Origin of the sequence: Bacteroides sp. HPS0048 (genome assembly GCF_964240755.1) — a bacterium.
GTDB classification, from domain to species: Bacteria; Bacteroidota; Bacteroidia; order Bacteroidales; family Bacteroidaceae; genus Bacteroides; species Bacteroides nordii.
Map to the genome: position 1 here is coordinate 184,651 of NZ_CAXSVC010000003.1, position 25,380 is coordinate 210,030.

Below are 25,380 nucleotides of genomic sequence, written 5' to 3' on the forward strand. Positions count from 1 at the left end.
AATAAAACACCATGAAGAAAATTGTATTTTGTTTAAGCCTGCTTATGTTTGTCATATCGGTTGTTCGTGCAGCTGAGACGGATGAACTTGTGCGTATCCGGCAAAATTATGTTCGCTCTTTACTTCCTTCAGGAGGCGAACAGGAAGACTTAGTCCGTTATTTACAGCAAATCACTCCTGAAAGTGAGATGTCTGATCAGGTAGTAATGGAACTACATCAGCTTTATCCCTTTGATTTAAAAAAAATACAGAGATATCTCTCTTCTCTGAAAGCGGATGGAACCTGGCCTGATATTAATTATGATGATAAGAAACGTTCGGGATGGGAACCCAAGATGCATGCCGAGCGCATATTGGAACTTGCCAAACTTTACCGTTCGGACAAGACGGAATATAAAGGTTCGTCAGAAGTATCAAAAGTAATCCATACCGCATTGAATTATTGGTTTACCGCAAAGCCTGTTTGCCTGAATTGGTGGTATAATCAGATAGGTATACCCAAAACAATGGGGGCCGCTTTTATCCTTTTGGAAGATGAACTTTCTCCGGCAGAAAAACAATCGGCTATTGAGGTATTAGAACATGCCAAGTTTGGTATGACCGGACAGAATAAAGTGTGGTTGGCAGGTAATGTACTGATGCGTGCTTTGTTGCAGAATGACTATCCTTTGGTGAAAGAAGCCCGGGATATTATTGCTTCCGAAATAATGACCGGCGGGAAAGAAGGAATTAAAGAAGATTGGAGCTTTCATCAACATGGTGCTCAACAGCAATTTGGTAATTATGGATTATCGTTTTTATCAGGCATGAGCTTCTTTGCTGGGTTATTTTCCGGTACTTCATTTGCATTTGATGATAAACAAATGGAGATATTGAATACGCTGCTCACTGACGGTTATCGTTGGGTTATCTGGCGCGGAGAGATGGATATAAATTCTTTAGATCGGCAATTATTCCACAATGCACCTATTCACAAAGCACTGAGTGTGGGATTTGTGGCTTTAACATTGGGAAACAAAGAGTTTGTTGCTGATAATTTTCCCCCTCGTAAATCGGGAAGTACATTTACCGGACATAAACATTTCTGGCAATCGGATTACACGATTCACCGTCGCCCGTCATGGATGGCTTCAGTGAAAATGTCTTCTGAGCGGGTGATTGGTTCCGAACAAGTGAATGAAGATAATTTATTGGGATATTACATGGGTGACGGGGCCACTTATATCTATGAAGATACAAATGATTATCTGAATGTATTTCCTTTCTGGGATTGGAGAAAGATTCCAGGTATAACATCCTACGAGAGTAACGAACCTGTACGGTGGAAAAGGGGAAAACAAGCTGTTAATGATGCTTCTTTTGTAGGAGGTGTATCTGACGGTAGACAGGGAATGACGGTTATGGATTTCAATAAGGATGGTATACAGGCTCGTAAGGCATGGGTAATGACAGATAATTTTGTACTTTGTCTGGGAGCAGGTATACAGTCTGATTCGGCACTTACCGTTACTACTTCTATTGACCAGCGTCTAAAACGGGATAATTTACTCGTATTACAAAAAAATAAATGGGAGATAATAGAAGGTACTCAACAGTTTGATGGAAAAGAACAGCGTTTCTTTCATGGACGTACCGGATATATTCTTTTGGGGAATTCTTCTGTCAATAGTGTAGCCCATTCTGAAAAACGTACAGGACAGTGGCGTGACTTTATGCAGATGTATCGTCCGCAACCGGTAGAAGGAGAAGTTGTATCTTTGCATATTGATCACGGAGTACATCCGCAAAAGGCTACTTATCAATATCTTCTTCTTCCTTCAGTTAGTTGTGAACAGACGGCAGCGTTTGATCTTTCTTCTGTTAAGATACTACGTAATGATGAAAATGCTCAGATTGTTTTTGCTGCAGATAATTATTATATAGCTGCCTATCAACCTCTAAAAATAAAATTAGCATCCGGGCTTTCTTTTGAAGCCGTTACCCCGGGTGTTTACATGATTATGCCTTCCGACAAAAACTATAAGGTTGCTTATGCCGATCCGACACAGCAACAATCAGAAGCAAAGGCTATAATTGATAAAAAAGAGATTCACTTCTCTGTTGCATCCGGCAAAATGGATGGAACAACTATTATACATTAAGAAACACAATTTACCGCTTAGGTTACAATTCTTTTATTAATCTTTTTTCTCCACTCAGAAGTACATAACTTGTTCTTTCTGAGTGGAGTTTTATTTTATGAGCGGATATTATAGTTAAGGTAATATATAAATAGGATGCTTTTATTCAGAATTTTAAGGTGGCTGATTCATTTTTACAAACCATTGATACAAATTAGAAAGCCTTTTTAGCATACATCGCCTATTTTTGTATTTGTAAAATACAATTTATTAATATATGTGTGTTCGCACACAAATATTAACATTTTGTTTAAGTTATTGATAATCAGTGGTATTTTAAAATATTGATAGTGCTGATACAAATTCTAAAGCAATTGAGATGTTTCTTAAAATTCGTTACTTGGAATGTGCTTATGTTTGTGCTATCAAAAAACTTAAAAGGGACAAAAACACCTGCTGTTAATTTAAGTCTAACTTAAAATTTATACTATTAATGAAAACAAGAAGAACACAATTTTATCCACCATAATGGTGGAAAGTCGTTATTTCTATTCTAAATTATTAATGTTTAATCTAATATTATTCTACAAATGAATGAAAAAGTGAGAAAAGAATCTCCGTTAGCCAGTATGCTATGGAAATTTATGTTATTTGTTGGCCTATTGTTGGGAGGTACATCTCAATTATATGCACAACAAAGCCAGGTGACTGGTTCTATTGTTGATGCCGAAGGAGAAGCTATGATTGGAGTCTCTGTAAAAGTGAAAGGTGCATCACATGGTACTATCTCTGATATGGATGGACACTTTAAACTAAGTGTACAGCAAGGGCAGACTCTTGTGTTTTCTTACATGGGGTATATCACACAAGATATCAAATGGAAAGGACAATCTACTTTAAAAATTGTGATGCACGAAGACGCCAAAGCATTGGATGAAGTAGTAGTAGTAGGTTATGGTACGGCAAAGAAAGCAAATCTGTCGGGAGCTGCAGTTAATGTAGATGCTGCCAAGATTGAGCAAAAACAACCGGTAAATGTAATGGATGCATTACAGGGAGAGGTTCCTGGTGTACAGATTACTGCTGTTTCCGGTGCTCCGGGTGCCGGATCAAGCATTCGTATTCGTGGTGTTTCGACGTTTGAAGCAGGAGGTACTGAACCCCTATATGTAGTAGATGGAGTAATTGTTGAAAGTATTGATCATATCAATGCCAACGATATTAAATCTTTGGATATTTTGAAAGATGCTTCTTCAACATCTATCTATGGTGCCCGTGCTGCCAATGGTGTGATTATTATCACAACTAAATCCGGTGAAAGCGGTAAACCTCGTATAGATGTTCGTTATCTTAATTCTTATGGTGTTCTTTCTAATACACTTCCACAGTTGAATCGTGCAGAGCGTGAAATATTTGCAAATACAATTCAGTCTGTAGCTGGTAAGAATCCATTTGCTATGTTCAAATCTAATAATGACTCGGTGAATATTCAGGGGACTACCAGTAACAACTATCAGGATGTGATTTCACAAACAGCTGTTCGCCATGATGTGAATGTGAGTATCAGTGGAGGTAGTGATAAAGTACGTACTATGACCAGTATTGGATATCTTGATGATAAAGGTATTATCCTGACCAGTTATGCAAAACGTTTTACAGGTCGTACTAAAGTGGATTATGAACCTTATAAATTTTTGAAATTCACTACTAATATTAATGTAACCTATCGTAAACAGAATAATATTAGTGAGGGTAGTGTATTTTATAACGCGATCAGGCGACCGACCGAATCGATTCTTTATTATCCGGATGGTACTTTGGTACCTGCTTATGGATCAAGTCCGTCTGGTAAACGAAATCCGATTCAGGAACTGTTGGAGCGTACGGACGAGACTACTACATATGAAGGACAGTTATCGGAGATTATGGAGCTTTCATTCCTTAAACATTTCAAGTTCGTAGGAAAAGCAACAGTTTCGTTGAGTCATGCTGACCGTAAGCAATATGCAAGTCCAAATGTGAACAAAACGAAGAGGGAAGAAGTGGAAGCCGGATGGGATAAAGGTTCTGACCGTACTATTTGGAAAAAGAATTATTTGATAGATGGATATCTTGATTATGCCCAAACCTTTAAACAGGCACATAATGTACATGTGATGATTGGTGGTAGTATCGAAGATAAGATGTCTCGTACGACTCTCATGGAAAGTGAGAAATATTTGAATAAGAACATGCTTGTACCACAAGCCAGTACATTGACCGGATATTCTATAAAAGGAGACGGAAACAGTATGGTGTCTATGTTTGGTCGTGTAAATTATGACTATTATGGTAGATATATTGTAGAGGGGTCTATTCGTCGGGATGGTTCGTCGAGATTCGGTTCTGAAAATCGTTATGGTGTATTTCCGGCCGGATCTGCAGCTTGGCGATTCTCTGATGAGTTTTTCATGGATTGGTCGAGATCGGTTCTTACTGATGGTAAAATACGTGCCAGCTGGGGTATTAATGGTAACGACCGTGTAAGTGATTATGATACCTATACGTTGTATGCTGTAGATCCGGACTATAGTTATAACGGGGTAATTGGTGTTATTCCTAAGTCATCAGTAGGTAATGCTTATTTGAAATGGGAGGAAACCAAACAGACGAATATCGGTCTTGACCTGACTTTCTTTGACGGGAGACTTTCATTTACAGGTGACTATTATGTGAAAAAAACAACCGGCTTGTTTAATAATGATGCTATTCCTACTGAAATCGGGTTTAATAGTATGCGTGTGAATGCAGGTTCAGTGAAGAATGAAGGTTTTGAGTTTAATATTTCGGCAACTCCCGTTCGTATACGTAACTTCTCATGGTATACTTCTTTTAACTGGTCTAAAAACAAAAATACAATTTTAAGTATTGTAGGTGAACCACGTGATTTTGAAACTAACTGGTGGATTGAGCCGGGAATGGCTGCAGGTAATTTTTATGGTTACAGACATTTGGGAGTATATGCTTATGATGCAGACAATGCTTACGACGAAGGCTATAAGAATCGATTGATTCCGGTATTTAAGCGTGACCAATACAATAACGTAGTAATAAATAAAGTTGGAGGTCCTGAAGTGCTTGGCTATACTTATGCTGATGGTACTAAATATGAAGGAGAAATTTATCAGATGAAGGCCTCAGGAGTAGTATGTAAAGGTGGTGATGTAATCTGGGAGGATAAAGACCACAGTGGTAATATTGATGCCGGTGACAAACAAATATTAGGGAATGCACAGGCTAAATGGTATGCAGGATGGAATAATACATTGAAATATAAAGATTTTACTTTGAACTTCTCATTCTATATGAGTCATGGTGGTCTGATTTACAATTCACTTTTACGTGATTTGACAAGTTATGGCGATAACACTTCCAATCCAGCTCCTTGTGGAGTTCTTCAGGGCTGGAGATATCAGGGACATATCACAAATTGGTATACTCCGGGACAGAATGCACGTACAACAGAAAACAATCGTACTTTGAGTAGTAACTATCTTGAGGATGCTTCATTTATTCGTCTGCAGAATGTACGTTTGAGTTATCAATTGCCTTCGGTATATGCAAAGAAAGCATATCTGCAGTCTGCACAAATTTATATCTATGGTTCTAACTTGTTGACTTGGACTAACTATAGTGGTTACGATCCTGAAATTACTACCGGAGGCGTATTGAACCCTGGTAATGATTCACAGAAGTATCCGAAAAAACGTGAATTTGGTTTTGGTGTAAATGTAAGTTTCTAAATGATTAAAACTATAATGAAAATGAAAAACTTTAAAATATTATCATGTTCAGTTTTATTGGCGGGGATGTCTCTCTTCTCTTCTTGTGAGGACTTCCTGACTAAAACTCCGATAGCTGATTTGAGCAATAAAGCTTACTGGACCAGTGAGTCGGATCTGAAAGCATGGAGAGCTGGTACATATAATGGAGTACAGAAAATTGTATCAAGTACTTTGTTGGCCTGGGGTGAATTACGTTCAGATGATTATTACATAACTCTGTATGCCAATGCTGCTTTACAACTTAACTCTTTGGATTCGAACGGAAGTTATTGCGACTGGGAAAAATTATATCAGGTCATAAACCGGTGTAATCTGGCTATCGAGAATATCCCTGAAATGGGACTTTCTGAAGATGTGGCCGGATCATATTTGGGGCAATTTCATGGCTTAAGAGCTTTGATGTATTTCTATGCAGTACGTGTTTGGGGTGAAGTGCCATTGATTACTAAGTCATGGGATGGCGATTTGAATACTAAATATAATTCACGTGCTTCTTTGGAATCTATCTATGAAGTGATAGAGGATGATTTAACAATTGCCATTTCGTCATTGGGTAATGAAGGAGTTTACTATTTTAATCAGGGAGCTGCTTATGCATTACAAACAGATTATTTGATGTGGCGAAAGGATTATGCCGGAGCATTGAAAGCATCGGATAACTTATTGGCTTTGAAAAGGTATGAAATGGTAAGTAATACTACCGAATGGAAGAAAATATTTACAGATCCTACCAATAGTAAAGAGGCTATTTTTACTATAGAATGGGATTTTGAGAAAAATAACAATAACAGTTATGGTGGCCCGATTGGCGTTGGTGGTGGTAATGCTCATTATCAGTTGTCTAATTCGCTGTTTCAAAGAATGCTCCAGGATAAAAAGGATGTTCGATTCTGGGGAGTTGTAGATACGTTGAGTATATATAACGGACTGGATAAACAAACTTTGACTCCAGGGAATTCTCAGATTATCTATGGAAGTACCGGTGCATTGGCTAATAAATTGTGTAAGTTCTTCCCGGTGAAGTCTACAGATCCTGCTGTTGAATTTGATATTCCTGCTACTTCCGGTTGTGTTTTTGAAATACCTATTTATCGTTTTGCGGATGTTATGTTATTGCGTGCGGAAGCAATGATTCATGAAAATAAGCCGGCTCAGGATATTATTGATATAGTTAATCAGATACGTAGTCGCTGTGGTAATACGATTGTTGCGAAAGCAGAAGATTATCCGACAAGAATCGGTATGACACAGTCTTCATTGGAAAAACTGGTGTTGGATGAACGTCAGATGGAGTTTTATGGTGAACCTAAGCGTTGGTTTGACATTATACGTACCGGATATGTGAATGAAATACTGGATCCGCATCTATCTTATATTCAAGCAATGCGTGGTGAGGAACCTGTAGGTTTTGGCACTGATTTAAGACGGGTTCGTTTCCCGATAGCTAAGTCTGTCTTTACGTCCAATCCAACTCTGGTAGGACATCAGAATCCTCCTTATTCAGAATAATGATAATAAATAGTGTATATAATGAAAAAGATAATATTAAATATAGCCTTATTGGTAATTCCAATATTCACATTTACAAGTTGTGAACTATTTGGTCTGGATGTGCAAACTCCTTATGATTATGATTCAGAGAAAGGAACCTATGATAATCAAATTACTATGAATGCATGGGATTTCATGAATTCGCGTACCGATTTGTTTTCGTCTCTGATAGAAGCTATTAAATATTCGGGAGTTGATCCGGAATTATTCAAACAGCCTGATAGAACCTATCTGTTGTTGACAAATACAGCTTTGACTTCATCCAATAGTAGTGACCGGAGTTTCTGGAATGAGAACGCTTATCCGGATGAATTTAATCCGGAACAGTTAATTATTCCTACCAGTTGGGAGGAATTGGATAAAACCGTAGTGAAAAATATGATTATGTATCATATTATAAAGAAAGCTCTTTCGTATTATGAACTGACTGATTTGACAAAAGGAGTTATAACATTCTTTCCTACAGAATATGATTCTCCTTATGGATATATGGCTGTTGAAATGTTGAAAGAAGGTGCTCTTAGTATTTATTTCAATAACTACGAAGATCATTTTCAGCTGAAAACAAAACCTCGTACCAGTAATCTGCAAAGTCCTAACGGATCATATATTCACGTGATGGATAAGTATATGCAGTATCCTACAGATAAAGAATTAGTATCTATTCCTATTTATGGAGCAAAATGATTATGAAAAGAATAAAATATTTATTGATGGTAGCCTTTGTGGCTTTGATGGCATCTTGCGATGATGATTATGTTGAAATAGACTCTTTGCAGGTGTTTGGTGAAGAATTTTTTGCCGGAGAAACTGTTAATGTTGGTATGTCAGTGAGAATGAGTGATCCGGATAAAGCCGATTATTATTGGGAATGTAACGGGGGAACTTTGTTACAGCGTCAGGGATATACAATGAATCAGTGGAAAGCACCGAAAGAGTCGGGTAGATATACGATTAAATGTACTGTAACCTGTGGTGGAGCAAAAGAGACCCGGCAAGCTGAGATTTGGGTGAATGGTTTGTTCTTTGATCGTTTTGGAGGAACAACGGCAACAGGATGGGCTAATTCAAATTCTGCTACTCAGATTCGTGACGGCCGTTATCAGATGAATGTCACAACACCTAATGCTACTACCCGGAATTATGGTGAAGTACGTTATAATCTGAATCAGAAGGATTTTTACCCACCGATGTCCACTCGATTTGATTGTGGTATTGTAGGAGGAGCGACCAACACAAATAATCCTAAATATCCGGTAGATCCTGTTAAGTTTGTATATGGTGAGAATGCATGTGCAGTTGCTGTTTCTGGAAATACACCTTCTGTTGATATAACGACTACTTATTTTATTAGTGAAGTTCGTTTTGAATGGTGGCCTAAGAACCATATTCTGGCAGCAGTACCATGGGGAACTAACATTTATACAGATGTAAATGGTAATCCGGTAAGTTTCAATGCCGATGAGTTTGATGCCATTATACGTTTCCAGTGGACCTTGAAAGCTGACAGAGAAAATGGACGTCCAACTGTTCAAACCGGTTGGGTGGCAGTACCGGTGAAAATACAGAATAATCTGTTGAAATATGATGTGGAAGAAAGTAAAACTGTTGGTTTGGCGATCAGTGAGGATTATACAATAAAAGCAATGGTAGGAGCAACAACTCTTGCTACAAGTGATGTGATGAAGCAGTGGAGAGCGGCACATGACAATGCTGTTCTTCAGGTGAAGGAGTTTAAATATATATATCCTCCATTGACACAAGTTTATCTGGATAATGTATTCTTCTATAGTGATGATATATTTGGAGGTAATTGATTGTTAGAAGGGTTATGAAACCGGAGGAGGGAGTTTTTTTGCCTCCTCCGGTAAGTATAAATCATAAATCAATATGCTAATGAAGAATTTGTTACTTTTCATTTTTATTCTGGCTTTTTCTTGGCCTGTTGTTGCTCAGAATTCTAATGATACTATTGTAGGACGTTTGGTTGATGCTAAAGGGAAGGCAATTCGTAAAGCTTTGGTATCTGTAAAAGACGTAAAGGCCGAGACTGATCGTTATGGTATTTTTCAGCTGAATAATGTGAGTCTGCGAGATATACTGACAGTTATTTTGCCCAAAACAGAAAAAGAAGTGCAAGTTTCGGTAAATGGTATAGCCTATCCGAATATTGCATTGGGGCCAGAAATTTCAGTGACAGAAGATAAAGGTGAAATTATGAAACTAATGTTACGTAGTCTGCGGCGTTCCCGTTCGGTATCAAGTACGATTGTGGTGACAGGTGAAGAACTGGCTGCAACAGGAGAAAGTAATCTTTTTAATGCTTTGGCAGGTAAGGTTCCCGGGTTTACGGTGGTAATGAAGGATAACGGAGATATCTCTGCACAATTACGTGGGTCTACTTCTATTAGTTTGGATACTTCTCCGCTTTATCTGTTGGATGGGACACAAGTTGAAAGATTGGATAATGTGAATATCAATGATATTAAGAAGGTAGAGATAAGTAAGGATAGTAATATGTATGGTGCCAAAGGTGCCAATGGAGTGATTGCTGTCACTCTGAAATAGTAATATGTAACCTTTTTGTTTTTTATAATTATTAATTTAAAACCAAGTATCATGAAAAAAAGTACTTTAATTTTATTGGCAGCTTTATTTACTGCTAATTTATCTGCAGAAGAAAGAGTGGTAACCTCTCTTGCAGGGGATGCGGAAACAGAAGGAGGATTCCGCTTTGAAATGAAGGCATTGCAGAGTGGAGATGTGTTGACTTTTAATATTCCTGATGGAGATGAAATTGTACTTGAAGGGAGTTCCGGATTAAGTGATGGAGAAGGAAAGGTTTTTGTAATAGATGGTATCAACAAAGCAACCGGTAACAGAATAACTTTTACCAGTAATGGTGATAATTTTCCTTTTTTTAGTGGAATAGGCTCTAATGCTCATCTTATGGACGTTACTTTCCGGAATATAATTGTAACTAATTTTAATTATGCAGGAAATGGGGCCGGCTTTAAATTGGGGAACTCAAAATTAGATGGTGACCCATCTGATCCGAGTCGGTTTGCTACTTTGAGACTGGAAAATGTAGAAATCAGTAATTGTGTTGTGACAGGAGCCGCTAATGGTGGTGGTGCACTCTTCAATGGAAGAGGTGTGAATGTGATAGCCGATAAATGCTTATTTGCAAACAACAGTTCAGATGAATCGGCCAGTGGCAGTTCTAAAGGAGGAGGAGCTATTGGTACAACAGGTAGCGGAGGTTCATTTTTGTTCACAAATTGTACATTCTATGGTAATAGTGCGGCATTAGGTCGTGGTGGTGCAATCTATACAGGTATGGACTGTAAAGTTATTAACTGTACATTTACTGGAAATCGTGCTTTTAACGGAGGAGGATTTTATGGTCATAATGCTGGAAAGATGTATACATTGATTAACACTATTTGCTATAATAATATAGATGAAAATGAGACGGGTGATATTAGAAGAAACAATGGTGATTTTACCATATATAATTGTTTGGCCACTGTAGTAAGTCCTGCTTTGGCAGAAAACTTTGACAGCAATGGTAATATTTTGACTACCCCTGCGATGAAAGTGTTCGAAAATGATGCAGCTCCTGAATTGAAAGATAATGGTGGTAATACACTTACAGTTGCTTTACATGCTACGCAAAGTATGGCTGCTAAAGCAGGAATTGCCACTGCACCTGCCGGTATAGACGTAACTATTCCTACAGTAGACCAACGTGGTTATACTCGTGCTGCTAAACCTTGTATGGGTGCCTTCGAATTAGGTGGAATTGAGCCTGTAGGTATTCAGATTGCAACAGCCGACGCGAAATTTAACTATAGTGTGGAAAAGGGACGTTTGGTTATTGCAGAATCCGGTGAGTGCCGTATATTCAATATGCTTGGTGCTAAGATAACAGAGCTTACTATCAATGGTAGTGCTCCTATTAATCTTGAATCGGGTATTTACATTGTTCGTTTTATGAATGAAGCTGGTACTTCTGTTGCTAAAGTACTAATACCATAAGTTTAATAATTATCAGGGTTCTTTGGTGAATATGATTTGTCAAAGAACCCTGCTTCTTTAAAAAAATAGAGAAAGATGAGATTAAAAAAGTATTTCTTATATGTTATCCTGGCTTTTGTGTCTGTGTCGATGTTTACTTCGTGTTCTTCGGATGACAAGGAGGAAGAAGCAATTACTCCAAGTCTGACTACTACCCCCACAGATGTAAATGTTAAGGCAAGTGGTGAAGAAGTAAATATTACAGTGAAAGCAACTTCTACCTGGACTACAGTAATTGATGACAGGGTAGATTGGGTTAAAGTTAAGTCATCGGATATACAAGCCGGCAAATTAGTGCTTACTATAGTTGCAAACACTACTCTTGAATCGCGTTCGACAAATGTTATTGTAAAATTGGATAACACTGATTTGACAAAGCCGATAAAGATTTCCCAAGCTGCGGCTACTGCTTCTTTGGTGGTATCTCCAATGGAGGTGGTTGATATACCGGCTGAAGGTAAAGAGTATACTTTTACTGTCGAGAGTTCTGCTGGAGTAGATTGGGAGTATGAAATACCTGGAGAACAACAGAGCTGGATAAAAGAAAAATCGAAAACTGATAAATCACTCACACTGGCTTTTGAGGCTAATACAGGATCCCAACGCGGCTGTTATATTGTCTTTAAAGACAAAAACAAAAAGGCATCCAATTTTAACGTTAAAGTTATTCAGTTGAAATCTGAAAATTTTGATCCTAATGATCCGATTCAGATGGGATACACTTTACAAGGAAGCATGAAGGGAAGTGCGGATTTGGTTGGTAAGGGGTATGCGGATGTACATACCTATATGAGAAAGTTTGGTTGGGACTATTCAGAACATCCAAATTCATCTACTAAGGACCATAATGAAGTAGACCATATTGAAACAGTGTTTGATGCTACTATCAATCAGTATATATTTAGATTTAGTAGTCACGCAAGTAGTGCTCTTGATGGCGATCGTGGTTCAATGAATGACCGTATGCGTAATGAGATGAAAACGCAAACAAGTGCAGCTTGGTATAAATTGAACGGTAACTGGGGAGAGTCTCAAATATTACAATGGAAATTTAAGATACCTAAAGGGTATCGACCCAGTACAAGTTTTTGCCATATTCATCAGTTAAAGGCTCAAGAGGGTGACAATGGAGCTCCTGTTATTACTATTTCTCTTCGTGGAAACAATGATGGAACCAATCGCAGAGTACAAGTCATTCATTCTTTGGGGTCTGACCATAGTGCAGGAACCAAAAGTCTGGGAACGTTTGTAGACAATGTGAAAATAGAAGAGTTTGAAGATGAATGGGTACAGGTAAGTGAAGAAGTGAAATACGATCATCATGGCAAGTATCGCTTGGTGATAACTCGTATCAGAGATGGCAAAGTTTTGATAGACAATACACAGAATGATATTGATACATGGCGGAAAGGGGCAATTAATATTCGTAATAAATTTGGTATCTACCGTAGCTACGGAGGCAGTGGAGGACAGATAACCAATAATATCAAAGATGAAACAATTGATTTAGCTGACTTTGTAATTTATGAAAAAGATACAAATCCGAGCCCTGCTGCCCACGATTAGAAAGATATAAGTTGGTTTGAGATGGGAGCTATATTTAAAGATAGTTCCCATTTTTTTTATTCGATAACTTTTCATATATAATGTCAGATACATGAAAAAGATTTTATGTTATAGTTTTTGTTTACTGTTTAGTGTACAACAGGTTGCAGCTCAAATAGTTTCCATTAAAAGTCCCGATAATAAGATTGTTTTGAATATAAAATCTGATAACGGGCAACTTCTTTTTAACGTGAAAAAGGGAGAGACTACTGTATTGGAAGATTCGCCTATGGCCTTTTCTTCTGATGAAAAGAAATTTATAATAGCGCATTTACACTCTCCTGAATATTATAAAGTAGATGAAACGTATCCTATCCGGGGCATTCATTCGCTTGCGATAAATAAGGCAAATGGAATGAAAGTGAAAATCGCGGATAAAAAAAATAATACTTTATTTGCGATTGATGCTCGTGCTTATAATGATGGCATCGCTTTTCGCTTTCTGGTAAAGGGTACTCCGACGGATAAGTATATTCCGAAAGAGAGTACTGTTTTCAAGTTGCCTTTGGGAAGCCACATCTATTATCATGATATGTATGCACATTATGAGGGTATTCATAAAAAACAGGTAATAGATTGTGTTAGTAAAGGAGAATGGGCAGCACCTCCTGTAACTATTGAGTTACCGCAAAAACAGGGATATGCGTGTATCACAGAATCTGCTCTCAGAAATTATCCGGGTATGTCTTTACAGGCTGACGGGGAATGTGGGCTTGTTGTCAGATTGGGCCATGAACAACCGGCAGGATATCCGTTTGCTCATGATTATAGTTTGGAAGAGGCTAAACGTTTGTCTGAACCGGCTGTCATTACAGGCGATATTATAACTCCCTGGCGAACCGTGATTATTACTTCAGATTTGAATGAATTGGTAAATACAGACTTAATTACTAATCTGTCACCAGCTCCGGATAAGAAATTGTTTCCTGAAGGTGTGAATACGGAATGGATCAAATCGGGACGTTCTGTCTGGTGTTGGTTGGATGGTGGCCAACGTACTTTGGAGGGAATGAAAGAATTTTCAAAACTTGCCGGAGAGTTAGGATTTGAGTACAATACGGTTGATGCATTCTGGTATCGGTGGACGGATATGCAGATTAAGGAATTGGTTGATTACTCCGCTCAGTTTGGAGTTAAGATATGGCTATGGAGGCATGGGCGTGATCTGCGCGATCCTCAAAAGCGGAAAGAATTCTTTGATCGTTGTCAGCGGTTAGGAATTGTTGGGGTTAAGTTGGATGCTTTTTCTCACGAATCCAAAGAGTTTATTGATCTTTACCAGGCATGTTTGAAAGAAGCAGCAGAGCATAAACTGATGTTGAATATTCATGGCAGTGATAAACCGACAGGAGAGGTACGTTCGTGGCCGAATGAAATGTCACGTGAAGGAATTCGTGGTTTGGAGTATGGTAAGAATCAATATGAATGGGCTACACATAATACTACGTTACCCTTTACCCGATTAGTTGCCGGAGCGGGTGATTATACTCCAATGGTATTTGGTGACAGGAAATTAGATACATCCTGGGTACATCAGATAGCGACAGCATTGATATTCAATTCTTCTGTTATCTTTTTCGGTGCACATCCTCAGACTATACTTGATAATCCGGCAGTGGATATAATAAAAGACATACCGGCCGTTTGGGATGAGACAATTGTACTACCTTGTAGCGAGATTGGGAAAATTGCTGCCTTCGTCCGGCGTAGTGGTGATACTTGGTTTCTTGCCGTGGTAAATGGAAAAGAAGCGCAGACAATTCAATTCCCTCTCTCGTTCCTTGGTGAGGGATGGTATGAGGCTACAGTTTTGAATGACAGGACCACTGATGCAGGAGCAATAAAAATAGAACGTGCTTTTTGTAGAAATAGCGATTCCCTTACAGGATATATGCGTAATGGAGGAGGATATATAGTTCGATTTAAATCTAAATAATGAATTGATATGATAAAGAAAATAATTGGAATAATGGTTGCTACCTCATTTTGTTTTATAATGCAGGCACAACAGGTTTTTACTGATGTAAGAGTTATAGCCGAACGTTCAAATATGCGTTCTGATCGTCGTCCTATCCCAGTGGGATATTATGATGAACAAGCTGATCAAACGTTTGTGTGTTGGATGTCCACGGATAGTCATCCGGTTGTCAAGGCTTATAATCATGCTACCGATAAGTGGAGTGAAACAAAAATTGTGGCGCATTCTCCGTTTGTTGATAAACATAATTATCCGGGAATGTTACGTGGAACTGACGGACGAATTTTTTTGTTCTATGGTTGTCATAATTCTACATTAAAGATGGCTGTTTCTCCTAAACCTGGAAGTATTGAAGGAGAATGGAAAGATTGTTTTATTAATGAAGCAGAGCGTGCATCTTATCCCGCTCCGATACTAACAAAAGGTGGAACATTTTATGTGTTTTATCGGGATACACGTCAAACAAATAAATATTCGGATGACAGACCTTATCAGTTTGTGAAATCTACAGATGGTGGGAATACCTGGACACGTCAAATGGTTATTGATCCTTTTCCCCGTGTAACAGATAATATGATGGAGGTCTATAATGGTCAGGTTACTTATCAACCTGCCGGAAATGGACAAAAGGAGCGCATTCATATCGCTTGGACAATTTGTGGCGAGAAACTGGGTAAACATGCTCATGCTACTTATGGGAGAAATGTATACTATGCTTATCTTGATCCTTCTAATGACCATATGTATAATGTAGAAGGGATAGATCTGGGGACTACTATTGATAATGAAGAATCGGATAAATATTGTCAGGTATTAGAAACTCCTATTCCGGAACGAGGACATTCTGCCGGATTACAGGTGTCTGTTCACTATCGCGATAACTCATATCCTGTTGTACATTATCAATATCCGGAAGAAAACGCGGCCCGATTATCTACTTGGGATGCCGGAGAATGGAAACATCTGACTTTTGAAGCTAAAGGTGAACCTAGAGGCATTGAGAAATTAGGTCCCGAGTCATTTCGTATTTATGCTACTATGGGCAGGGGAGCAGTTACTTTTGTTACCAATGACGGAGGACGTAGTGTGAAGAAAGAAGCAGAGATTGTTACCCCTTTTTCGCTTTCCCGTTGTTATTGGATAGAAAATGCCCGTCCGAAACTGAAATTATTAATGTTTTCTAATCCACTTCCGGATGCTCCCAAAACGTTGGCTACTGCTAATAGAGACGTATATGTGGCCAGTATAAATGAATAATTTATCTCTTTTAGCATTGTTTTCGAAGTGTATTCCCTTATCTCAATTTAGAGATAAGGGATTTTTTTTGATATTCTGTCTTTGAATACGTATTTTTATTATGCAAAAGTATATACTTTCTTTTTCCTTTTTTTTATGACACTTTTTGACTACTTTTGCGTGTCTTGATTAAACATTGTAACATTTTAAACTATTATTTGGATAAACTATGAAAAAGAAGCTACGTTTTTCCTTATTTTTCTTACTACTTTTATTAATGGAAGGAAGTATGCAGGCACAAAATGCACAGAAACCTTTTGATATCGATTTGTGGCAACAAGGCATGCCTAATACAAACGGTATGGATAGTGCTCCTTTTGATGAATCGAAAGGTAATTTCAAATCTTCAATTCGTGTTTTTCTTCCCGCACCCGAATTGGCCACCGGTCGGGTAATTATTGCTTGTCCGGGAGGTAGTTACTCACATCTTGCTTATAATCATGAAGGTTATGATTGGGCACCATTTTTTAATAAACAAGGAATTGCTTTGGTTGTATTGAAGTATCGCATGCCGAAAGGAGGACACAAGGAAGTTCCTTTTGCAGATGCGGAAGAGGCTCTGAGGATGGTGAGAGATAGTGCAGATGTATGGAATATAAATCCGAATGATGTTGGTATAATGGGATCCTCTGCCGGTGGACATTTGGCTTCTACTATGGCTACACATACTTCACCTGAACTACGTCCGAATTTCCAGATATTGTTTTATCCGGTTATAACGATGGATAAGAGTTATACTCATATGGGATCACATAACAACCTTTTGGGAAAAGATGCTTCGGCTGAGTTGGAAGAACAATACTCCAATGAAAAACAAGTGACCAAAGATACTCCCCGTGCTTTCATTGTATATAGTGATGACGATAAGACGGTGCCTCCTGCAAATGGGGTGAACTATTATCTGGCTTTAAATAAGAAAGGTGTTCCGGCTACCCTCCATGTATATCCTTCCGGTGGTCATGGATGGGGGATTCGTGAAGATTTTATATATAAAAATCTGATGTTGGATGAACTTTCTGCCTGGCTACGATCATTTAAAGCACCTCGTAAAGATGTTATTCGTGTGGCATGTATCGGTAACAGTATTACCTATGGGTCGCGTTTGAAAAATCGGGAAAGAGATGCATATCCGGCTGTTTTGGGACGTATGCTGGGTGACGGATATTGGGTGAAAAACTTTGGAATAGGATCACGTACGATGCTGAATAAAGGTGATCATCCGTATATGAAGGAGCAAAAATATAAAGATGCATTGGCATTTAATCCGAATATTGTGGTTATTAAATTAGGAACTAATGATAGTAAACCACATAATTGGGTTCACAAAAATGAGTTCACAAAAGATATGCAGGCTATGATTGATGCATTTAGAGGGCTTGCTGTTCATCCGAAGATATATTTGTGCTGTCCGTCTAAATCATATGATAATTATGGAATCAGCGATAAGACAATTGTGAATGAAGTTATTCCGATGATAAAGAAGGTGGCTAAAAAGAATAAGTTATCGGTAATAGATTTACATACTGCAATGGATGGAATGCCCGAACTTTTTCCTGATAAAGTTCATCCAAATGAAAAAGGTGCAGAGATAATGGCGAAAGTTGTGTATGAAATAGTAAAAGAATAAAAACGTTATTATGATACAGACGATACAACTGCACGGAACAGACAAACAACTTTATAAAATTGTGGCTCCATTGGTTATGGATCCTGAAGTGCTGAAGATGAACAACAATTACCCTTTTAAGACTACTGATAAGTTTATCTGGTTTATTGCCACAAATGGGAAACATGTGGTTGGATTTCTTCCGGTAGAACGAAGAGGAAAAGAAGCTATTATTAATAATTATTATATAGGGAAAGACCAGGAAGAGGCGTTTGCTCTTTTATTGGTGGATGCTATTGCAGCTTTTGATGCAGACAAAACGTTGGTTGCTGTAGTTCAAGTAGAACATCAGGCTATTTTTGAAAAACATGGATTCACTGTAGAGAAAGCCTGGAAACTATATGTAAAAATGCGGAGGGATGAATGAAGAAAAAAGAAGTAGAGGTAAAGAAGAATGTATATGAATTGGCGCAGGAACGTTTGCGCATGATTTTTAAAGAGTTTGATAACGTGTATATCTCCTTTTCGGGAGGAAAAGACAGTGGTGTACTTTTGAGTTTATGTATTGATTACATACGTCGTAACAATTTGAATGTGCGTATCGGAGTATTTCATATGGATTATGAAATACAGTATAAAATGACAATTGACTATGTGGACCGTATGATCGAGGCTAATAAAGATATTATTGATGTGTATCGCGTTTGTGTTCCTTTCCGTGTGGCAACCTGTACGTCGATGTATCAGTCTTTCTGGCGTCCGTGGGAAAAAGGGAAAAAGAAACTGTGGGTACGTCCTATGCCGAAAGATGCAATGACGGAGAAGGACTTTCCTTTTTATAATACTCAGATGTGGGACTATGAATTTCAGATGCGTTTTGCTAAATGGATACATGATAAAAAAGATGCAGTACGTACCTGTTGCCTTATTGGTATACGTACGCAGGAGAGCTTCAATCGGTGGAGGTGTATTTATCTGAATCGTAAATATCAGATGTACCATACGTATCGTTGGACTTCTAAAGTGGCAAACGATGTATATAATGCATATCCTATTTTCGACTGGAAAACAACAGACGTATGGACCGCCAATGGAAAATTTCATTGGGATTACAACATCTTGTACGATTTGTATTATCGTGCCGGAGTGAATATAGAACGTCAGCGGGTGGCCAGCCCATTTATTGGCGAAGCTATAGAAAGTCTGTCTCTTTATCGGGTTATTGATCCTAATACCTGGGGAAAAATGGTAGGGCGTGTGAATGGAGTCAACTTCACCGGAATGTATGGAGGTACTCATGCTATGGGATGGCAATCTATAAAACTTCCGGAGGGTTATACGTGGAGAGAATTTATGTATTTTCTTTTGTCTACATTACCAGAACGTGCGCGTAAGGGATACCTGAGGAAACTGTCGGTTAGCGTTAATTTCTGGCGTACCAAAGGAGGATGTTTAAATGATGAAACCATACAAAAGCTGATTGCTGCCAAAATCCCTATTATCGTGATGGATAATAGTAATTATAAGACAGTGAAGAAGCCTGTTCGGATGGAGTATCAGGATGATATTAATATCGCGGAGTTCAGAGAAATTCCTACTTATAAGCGTATGTGTATCTGTATTCTGAAAAATGACCATGCTTGTAAGTATATGGGATTTTCACCAACAAAAGAAGAGATTAGTAAGAGAAGTCAAATAATGGAACAATATAAAAATATTCTGCAATGAGTTGTAAAAAAAGTCCTGTGTATGATGTGAGAGCTGTACCAGTAGATAAAGTGGTTGCTAATGATTATAATCCCAATATAGTTGCCCCGCCAGAAATGAAGCTATTAGAATTATCTATTTGGGAAGATGGATTCACTATGCCCTGTGTATGCTATTACGATAAAGAAAAAGACATGTATATTCTGGTAGATGGCTTTCATAGATATTCTGTTCTGAAAACATCCAAACGTATTTTTCAACGCGAAAACGGCTTATTGCCGATTGTAGTTATTGACAAAGATTTATCTAATCGAATGAGTTCTACGATTCGGCATAACCGTGCCCGTGGTGCTCATAATATTGAGTTGATGTGCCATATTGTTGCTGAATTGGATAAAGCAGGTATGTCTGATCAATGGATTATGAAGAATATTGGAATGGACAGGGATGAATTACTGCGTTTGAAACAGATTTCCGGATTGGCCGATTTGTTTGCTAATAACGAATTTAGTATTCCGGAAAGAGAGTCTCCTATAAATTCAAAAGAAAGTACTGTGGTTTAGAATACAGCTTTTGATACTTATAAACAGGTCCTTGTATTTTCAGAATACAAGGACCTGTTTTGTTTTTGTGAAAAGGAATATTTGCTTTGTATGTAAATTTTTGATGTCTGAATTTGCTTAAAATGAAACTTTGAATATTCTGTTTTCTTGTTTTTTTATTTCGGACAAAGAGTCTCTTTGGTGTGCTCATAATTAGTGGATAGATACTCTTCTTTGTATCGGTGAAAGAGGATAAAAGGTTTATTTAAATCAATGGGATGTTCGATATTTGTAATGTAATAATTGCTCGGAGACAACCAGTTAATAATTATATATAAGTTGGTGGGTCTGATAAAATTGTTCTGTAAATCTGTTTAGTTAAATTGTAGACTCGCCCCAAAAAAGATGCAGGCGCATCTAATGTTTTTTGTAGATGTAAAGTCCACAGGTGATATAGATTTTGATAGAAAAATTTATATAACCTGTGGTTTGAAGTTTTTGTTGGTTTGTTTTTTATTATCTCAGGATGAAATAAAAAAAAGAAAGGAAGTTGCAATCACTGCACCTCCCTTTCTACATCACTGAATAGAGAATTACGGAGAATTATAGTTGTTCTATTATCTCTTTTTGTCGTTCCATAAAATTAATACGTTGCACTTCTCCACTTTCGGAAATTAGAGTTGAATGTCTTCTGAGGGATTGTATCCAATTCTTTTGTAAAGTACATATTTGTTGATTTTGTGAATCCATTGAGTTTATAGAGTATACTCTGAACAGGCTGATCTGAAAATCACTTTTCTCAATGTAAGTATATGTCGCTTCAAAGTTGATATTTGATAGATAGATGGCTACCTTGTTTCCATTATTAAATTCTCCTTTTATAGATAACTGTTCCAATTCATGTAATAATAGGAGAAGTTCATTCTTTAACTGTTTTACATCTTCTTCTGAAATCAGATTTAATCCTGCAAAATACTTAATTTCTTTTATGAATGAGTAGAAGATATTACTATCCCATATAAAACAGGTTTTCTTACAATGTTTTACTGTTTCACTTAATTTTTTGTGTGCAGAGATGACTTTCTCAGGAACTTGCATCTCGGCTAATGAGTGAGGAGTTTTTATTTTCCCGTTTTGATATACCCAGCGACACAAGCGAAATTTAGACAGACTCTCATAAGCTGAATAGAGTGTGAAAGGAATTATATTGGCTGCGGTATATATGGTTGTACTATCATCATTTCTGATATAATTAAAGATTCTCAGATAACGTTCCAGTATTTCATAATAACTTTCTATCGGATCGGGTGAATGTTGCAGATTCAGATCGAATGTAGCCCGGTTTGACAGGTGATTGCCAATTATCTGATCGATGGATATTCCGAGTTTGTGAGATATAACAGCGACTTCATCAAAAGTGAAAGCTACCTCTCCGCGTAGTCTGCGATAAACGGCCTCTTTTCCCATACATAGTGTATTAGTTAGAAAATTGGCAAGTGTTTCTTTTGGAGCGATACGCTCTTTCATTTCATTGATGAGTTCGTTTACTATACTATTCTTCATACTTGCTTATATTGCTTTTAGTGATTTTCTTGTCGAAAAATGATTTTATGCAAATATAAAGCTTCCTGTCTGATAATTAGTATGGAATAAAACGTAATAGTGAGTTGCGTTATTTCTTATTTTATTGTTTTGTGTAATGTAGATTATGAAAAATGAAATTATACAAAAATAAAGCAAACGTATTTTCGTTATGAGAAAATGTATTTGCTTTTGATTCTGAATATCATTGATATATCTTTTTATAATGTATCAATTATCTCTCTTTGCTTTTGGAAGAATTGTATACGTTGCATTTCTCCACTAACGGAGATTAGTGTAGAAAACTTTTTTAATGACTGAATCCATTCTTTTAAACTCTTACACATTTCAATATCTTGTGTCGTGATGGAGTTTATAGCATAAACACGTATCATACTCAGATGTACATTGCTACTTTCTACGTAACTATAGGTTGCTTCAAAGTTAATATTAGAAATATATATATTAACCTCATTGTCGGATTCGAATTTTCCTTTTCTTGCCAAGTTCTCTAATTCGTCCAATAAAAGTAACAACTCTTCCTTGATCTCTTGTCTGGCCTTGTCGGAGATGAGCTGAATGCTCGAAAAATATTCCAGATCATTCACTATGTGGGAAAAAATATTGCTATCCCATATAAAACTTGTACTATGAATCTGTTCTGCAGCATTTACAAAGTCTTTTTGAATATCTTGTAGTTTGGCTGGTATCTCCAAATCGTCAAAATGCTTGCAACCGATATTTTCATTCTGATACATCCATTTAAACAGTCTGAACTTAGACAATATATCGTGTTTAAGATATAATGTCTGTGGGATAGTGTTGGAAGATGTAGCCAATTCAGAAATGGGATCATCTTCTATACTTTTTAATAGCTCGGTATACTTATTTATAATATCGTAATATGTTTCAAAGGGATTACTGTGGTGAACCACATTCATGTCAAAAACGGCGTTTTCCTTAAAACTTACTCCTATCATCTTGTCGAGTGATACTCCCAGTTTTCTGGAAATAATAGCAGCTTCTGTCAGAGTGAAAGGAACTTCTCCACGTAGTCGTCTGTATACGGCTTCTCTACCGATAAACAAATTGTCCATTAATACGTTTGCTATATTACTGTTTGCCGGTATTTTTTCTTTTATGGCTTCAATGAGCCCTTCATTTAATTTATTTGTTATCATAATCATTGTCCTTTTCTTGTTTTCTTGATTTAGAACAAATAAGAGTAGAGAGATGTTTCGCATATCGCAACTATTTTCATTTTGTGGTTCATTTTTTGGCTTGTGTGGGGGTGAATGAAATTTTATATGAAATAAAAAAGTTCATAATATTTGCATAATTAGGGTGAATCGTCTACATTTGTCCGTGCATAAATGGAACTTATAATACATGAAAAGAATATTAGTTAGCGGTGGGGCCGGATTTATAGGTTCACATCTCTGTACCAGATTGGTGAATGAAGGTAATGATGTTATTTGTTTAGATAACTTGTTTACAGGTTCAAAGAGTAATATCGTGCATTTGATGGACAATTATCATTTTGAGTTTGTACGTCATGATGTGGCATTTCCATATAGTGCAGAGGTTGATGAAATTTATAATTTAGCTTGCCCTGCTTCCCCTATACATTATCAACATGATGCCATTCAGACGATAAAGACGTCTGTAATGGGGGCTATTAATATGCTGGGATTGGCTATGCGTGTAAATGCTAAGATATTGCAGGCTTCTACCAGTGAGGTGTATGGTGACCCGATGGTACATCCACAACCTGAAAGCTATTGGGGGAATGTAAACCCTATTGGCTATCGTTCATGTTATGACGAGAGTAAAAGATGTGCCGAAACTCTTTTTATGGATTATTATCGTCAAAATGATGTTCGCGTAAAGATTATCCGCATTTTCAATACATACGGTCCTCGTATGCTTCCCAACGACGGACGAGTTGTTTCTAATTTTATAGTTCAGGCATTGCAAAATCAGGATATTACTATTTATGGTTCGGGAGAACAAACACGCAGTTTTCAGTATGTAGATGATTTGATCGAAGGAATGATCCGGATGATGAATACTCCTGATGATTTTACAGGACCTGTGAATATTGGTAACCCTAATGAGTTTTCTATCCTTGAATTGGCAAAAAAAGTAATTGAACTGACTGGTTCGAAATCAAAGATTATATTTAAGCCTTTGCCGCATGATGACCCTAAACAACGTCAGCCGGATATTACATTGGCAAAGGAGAAATTGAATTGGAAACCAACGGTAGAACTGGAGGAAGGTCTTGGACGTATGATTAATTATTTTAAAGATTATAAAGTATAAAACAACCAGATAAAGCTATATAAAAGATGAACATGGAAATAAATCCTTCAGAATACAAAATACTAATTGTAGATGACGTAATGTCGAATGTATTGTTGCTGAAGGTGCTTCTTACTAATGAGAAGTTTCAGATTGCGACAGCCAGTAACGGTCGTCAAGCGTTGGATCAGGTGATAAAAGAGAAACCTGATCTTGTTCTGTTGGATGTGATGATGCCTGATATGAGTGGCTTTGAAGTTTCTCAGCAACTGAAAGCTAATCCGGAAACGGCAGAAATTCCGATCATCTTTTTGACAGCTTTGAATAGTACGGCAGATATCGTGAAAGGTTTTCAAGTAGGAGGCAATGACTTTATTTCAAAACCTTTTAATAAAGAAGAGTTGATCATTCGTGTCACTCACCAAATCTCGCTGATTGCTGCTAAGCGTATAATTGTGGCACAGACAGAAGAATTGAGAAAGACGATTATCGGACGTGATAAACTTTATTCTGTGATAGCTCATGATCTTCGTTCGCCGATGGGGTCTATTAAAATGGTATTGAATATGCTTATATTGAATCTGCCAAGTGATACTATAGGACCGGAGATGTATGAGTTGCTGACGATGGCTAATCAGACGACGGAAGACGTGTTTTCTTTGCTTGATAATTTATTGAAATGGACTAAGAGCCAGATTGGTAAGTTGAAGGTAGTATATCAGGATATTGATATGGTAGAAGTCACCGAAGGAGTGATAGAGATCTTCTCGATGGTAGCTGAACTGAAAAAAATCAGTATTCGTTTGGAAACACCAAGCAAGCTGGAAGTATATGCTGACATTGATATGATAAAAACAGTTATCCGTAATTTGCTTAGTAATGCTATCAAGTTTAGTAATGAAGAAACTGAGATATTAGTAACAGTACAAGAACAGGAGGGTATGGCTGTGGTGAGTGTAAAGGACAGTGGTTGTGGTATCGACGAAGAGAACCAGAAAAAATTGTTGCATACAGATACTCATTTCAGTACTTTCGGAACAAATAATGAAGAGGGTTCCGGGCTTGGTTTGCTTCTCTGTCAGGACTTTGTTATTAAGAATGGCGGTAGGTTGTGGTTCACATCTGCTAAGGGAGAAGGATCTACATTCAGTTTCTCTATCCCATTGAAGAAATAAACAAGAGAAAT

The 25,380-nt window shown here is 37.5% G+C and carries 18 protein-coding genes; 16 read left to right on the forward strand and 2 right to left on the reverse strand.

The features are described from left to right. Window positions 1-11: 11 nt before the first annotated feature. The 14 genes from ACESQI_RS03520 to ACESQI_RS03585 all read left to right on the forward strand — a co-directional run bounded on the left by ACESQI_RS03520 (window position 12) and on the right by ACESQI_RS03585 (window position 20,330). Window positions 12-2,141 carry a polysaccharide lyase 8 family protein gene (locus tag ACESQI_RS03520; protein ID WP_278509635.1) on the forward strand — a complete coding sequence of 710 codons (2,130 nt, stop codon included), beginning with the start codon at window positions 12-14 and terminating at the stop codon, window positions 2,139-2,141. 581 nt (window positions 2,142-2,722) lie between these two features. Continuing rightward, window positions 2,723-5,902, forward strand: coding sequence for a SusC/RagA family TonB-linked outer membrane protein (locus ACESQI_RS03525; RefSeq protein ID WP_373125457.1), 3,180 nt, complete (start codon window positions 2,723-2,725; stop codon window positions 5,900-5,902). A 21-nt stretch (window positions 5,903-5,923) separates the two neighbouring features. Further along, on the forward strand, window positions 5,924-7,453 hold the full coding sequence (locus ACESQI_RS03530) for a RagB/SusD family nutrient uptake outer membrane protein (RefSeq protein ID WP_195660367.1): 1,530 nt from the start codon (window positions 5,924-5,926) through the stop codon (window positions 7,451-7,453). Between the two features lie 21 nt (window positions 7,454-7,474). After that, on the forward strand, window positions 7,475-8,182 hold the full coding sequence (locus tag ACESQI_RS03535; protein ID WP_002560113.1) for a hypothetical protein: 708 nt from the start codon (window positions 7,475-7,477) through the stop codon (window positions 8,180-8,182). Between the two features lie 2 nt (window positions 8,183-8,184). Continuing rightward, a complete protein-coding gene (locus tag ACESQI_RS03540) occupies window positions 8,185-9,312 on the forward strand; it encodes a hypothetical protein (RefSeq protein WP_223382180.1) in 1,128 nt (375 codons plus the stop codon). Between the two features lie 79 nt (window positions 9,313-9,391). Continuing rightward, complete coding sequence (locus ACESQI_RS03545; RefSeq protein WP_007485750.1) at window positions 9,392-10,063, forward strand: TonB-dependent receptor plug domain-containing protein; 672 nt, start codon at window positions 9,392-9,394, stop codon at window positions 10,061-10,063. 51 nt (window positions 10,064-10,114) lie between these two features. Beyond that, entirely contained in the window at window positions 10,115-11,536 is a 1,422-nt protein-coding gene (locus ACESQI_RS03550) for a T9SS type A sorting domain-containing protein (protein ID WP_234130543.1), read from the forward strand. A gap of 75 nt (window positions 11,537-11,611) precedes the next feature. Next, complete coding sequence (locus ACESQI_RS03555) at window positions 11,612-13,141, forward strand: BACON domain-containing protein (protein ID WP_195660369.1); 1,530 nt, start codon at window positions 11,612-11,614, stop codon at window positions 13,139-13,141. A 91-nt stretch (window positions 13,142-13,232) separates the two neighbouring features. Continuing rightward, a complete protein-coding gene (locus tag ACESQI_RS03560) occupies window positions 13,233-15,116 on the forward strand; it encodes a glycoside hydrolase family 97 protein (protein WP_195660370.1) in 1,884 nt (627 codons plus the stop codon). A 9-nt stretch (window positions 15,117-15,125) separates the two neighbouring features. Continuing rightward, entirely contained in the window at window positions 15,126-16,415 is a 1,290-nt protein-coding gene (locus ACESQI_RS03565; RefSeq protein ID WP_195660371.1) for a BNR-4 repeat-containing protein, read from the forward strand. A 340-nt stretch (window positions 16,416-16,755) separates the two neighbouring features. Then, entirely contained in the window at window positions 16,756-18,081 is a 1,326-nt protein-coding gene (locus ACESQI_RS03570; protein ID WP_373125486.1) for a GDSL-type esterase/lipase family protein, read from the forward strand. A gap of 10 nt (window positions 18,082-18,091) precedes the next feature. Then, the gene (locus ACESQI_RS03575; RefSeq protein ID WP_007485742.1) at window positions 18,092-18,487 is read left to right on the forward strand and encodes a hypothetical protein; all 396 of its coding nucleotides are present in this window, start codon (window positions 18,092-18,094) and stop codon (window positions 18,485-18,487) included. Continuing rightward, the gene (locus tag ACESQI_RS03580) at window positions 18,484-19,788 is read left to right on the forward strand and encodes a DUF3440 domain-containing protein (protein WP_007485740.1); all 1,305 of its coding nucleotides are present in this window, start codon (window positions 18,484-18,486) and stop codon (window positions 19,786-19,788) included. The genes ACESQI_RS03575 and ACESQI_RS03580 overlap by 4 nt, the downstream gene beginning before the upstream one ends. Then, entirely contained in the window at window positions 19,785-20,330 is a 546-nt protein-coding gene (locus ACESQI_RS03585; RefSeq protein ID WP_007485737.1) for a ParB/RepB/Spo0J family partition protein, read from the forward strand. The genes ACESQI_RS03580 and ACESQI_RS03585 overlap by 4 nt, the downstream gene beginning before the upstream one ends. A gap of 582 nt (window positions 20,331-20,912) precedes the next feature. Here ACESQI_RS03585 and ACESQI_RS03590 read toward each other — a convergent pair. Both ACESQI_RS03590 and ACESQI_RS03595 read right to left on the reverse strand, forming a co-directional pair. Further along, window positions 20,913-21,872, reverse strand: coding sequence for a hypothetical protein (locus ACESQI_RS03590; RefSeq protein ID WP_007485734.1), 960 nt, complete (start codon window positions 21,870-21,872; stop codon window positions 20,913-20,915). 239 nt (window positions 21,873-22,111) lie between these two features. Next, window positions 22,112-23,071 (reverse strand): hypothetical protein, encoded by a 960-nt coding sequence (locus tag ACESQI_RS03595; RefSeq protein ID WP_007485732.1) that lies wholly within the window; start codon window positions 23,069-23,071, stop codon window positions 22,112-22,114. Between the two features lie 208 nt (window positions 23,072-23,279). Here ACESQI_RS03595 and ACESQI_RS03600 point away from each other — a divergent pair, with 208 nt between their 5' ends. Beyond that, the gene (locus ACESQI_RS03600) at window positions 23,280-24,215 is read left to right on the forward strand and encodes a UDP-glucuronic acid decarboxylase family protein (RefSeq protein WP_002560127.1); all 936 of its coding nucleotides are present in this window, start codon (window positions 23,280-23,282) and stop codon (window positions 24,213-24,215) included. A gap of 26 nt (window positions 24,216-24,241) precedes the next feature. Continuing rightward, entirely contained in the window at window positions 24,242-25,369 is a 1,128-nt protein-coding gene (locus ACESQI_RS03605; RefSeq protein ID WP_195660374.1) for a response regulator, read from the forward strand. Window positions 25,370-25,380: the final 11 nt, after the last annotated feature.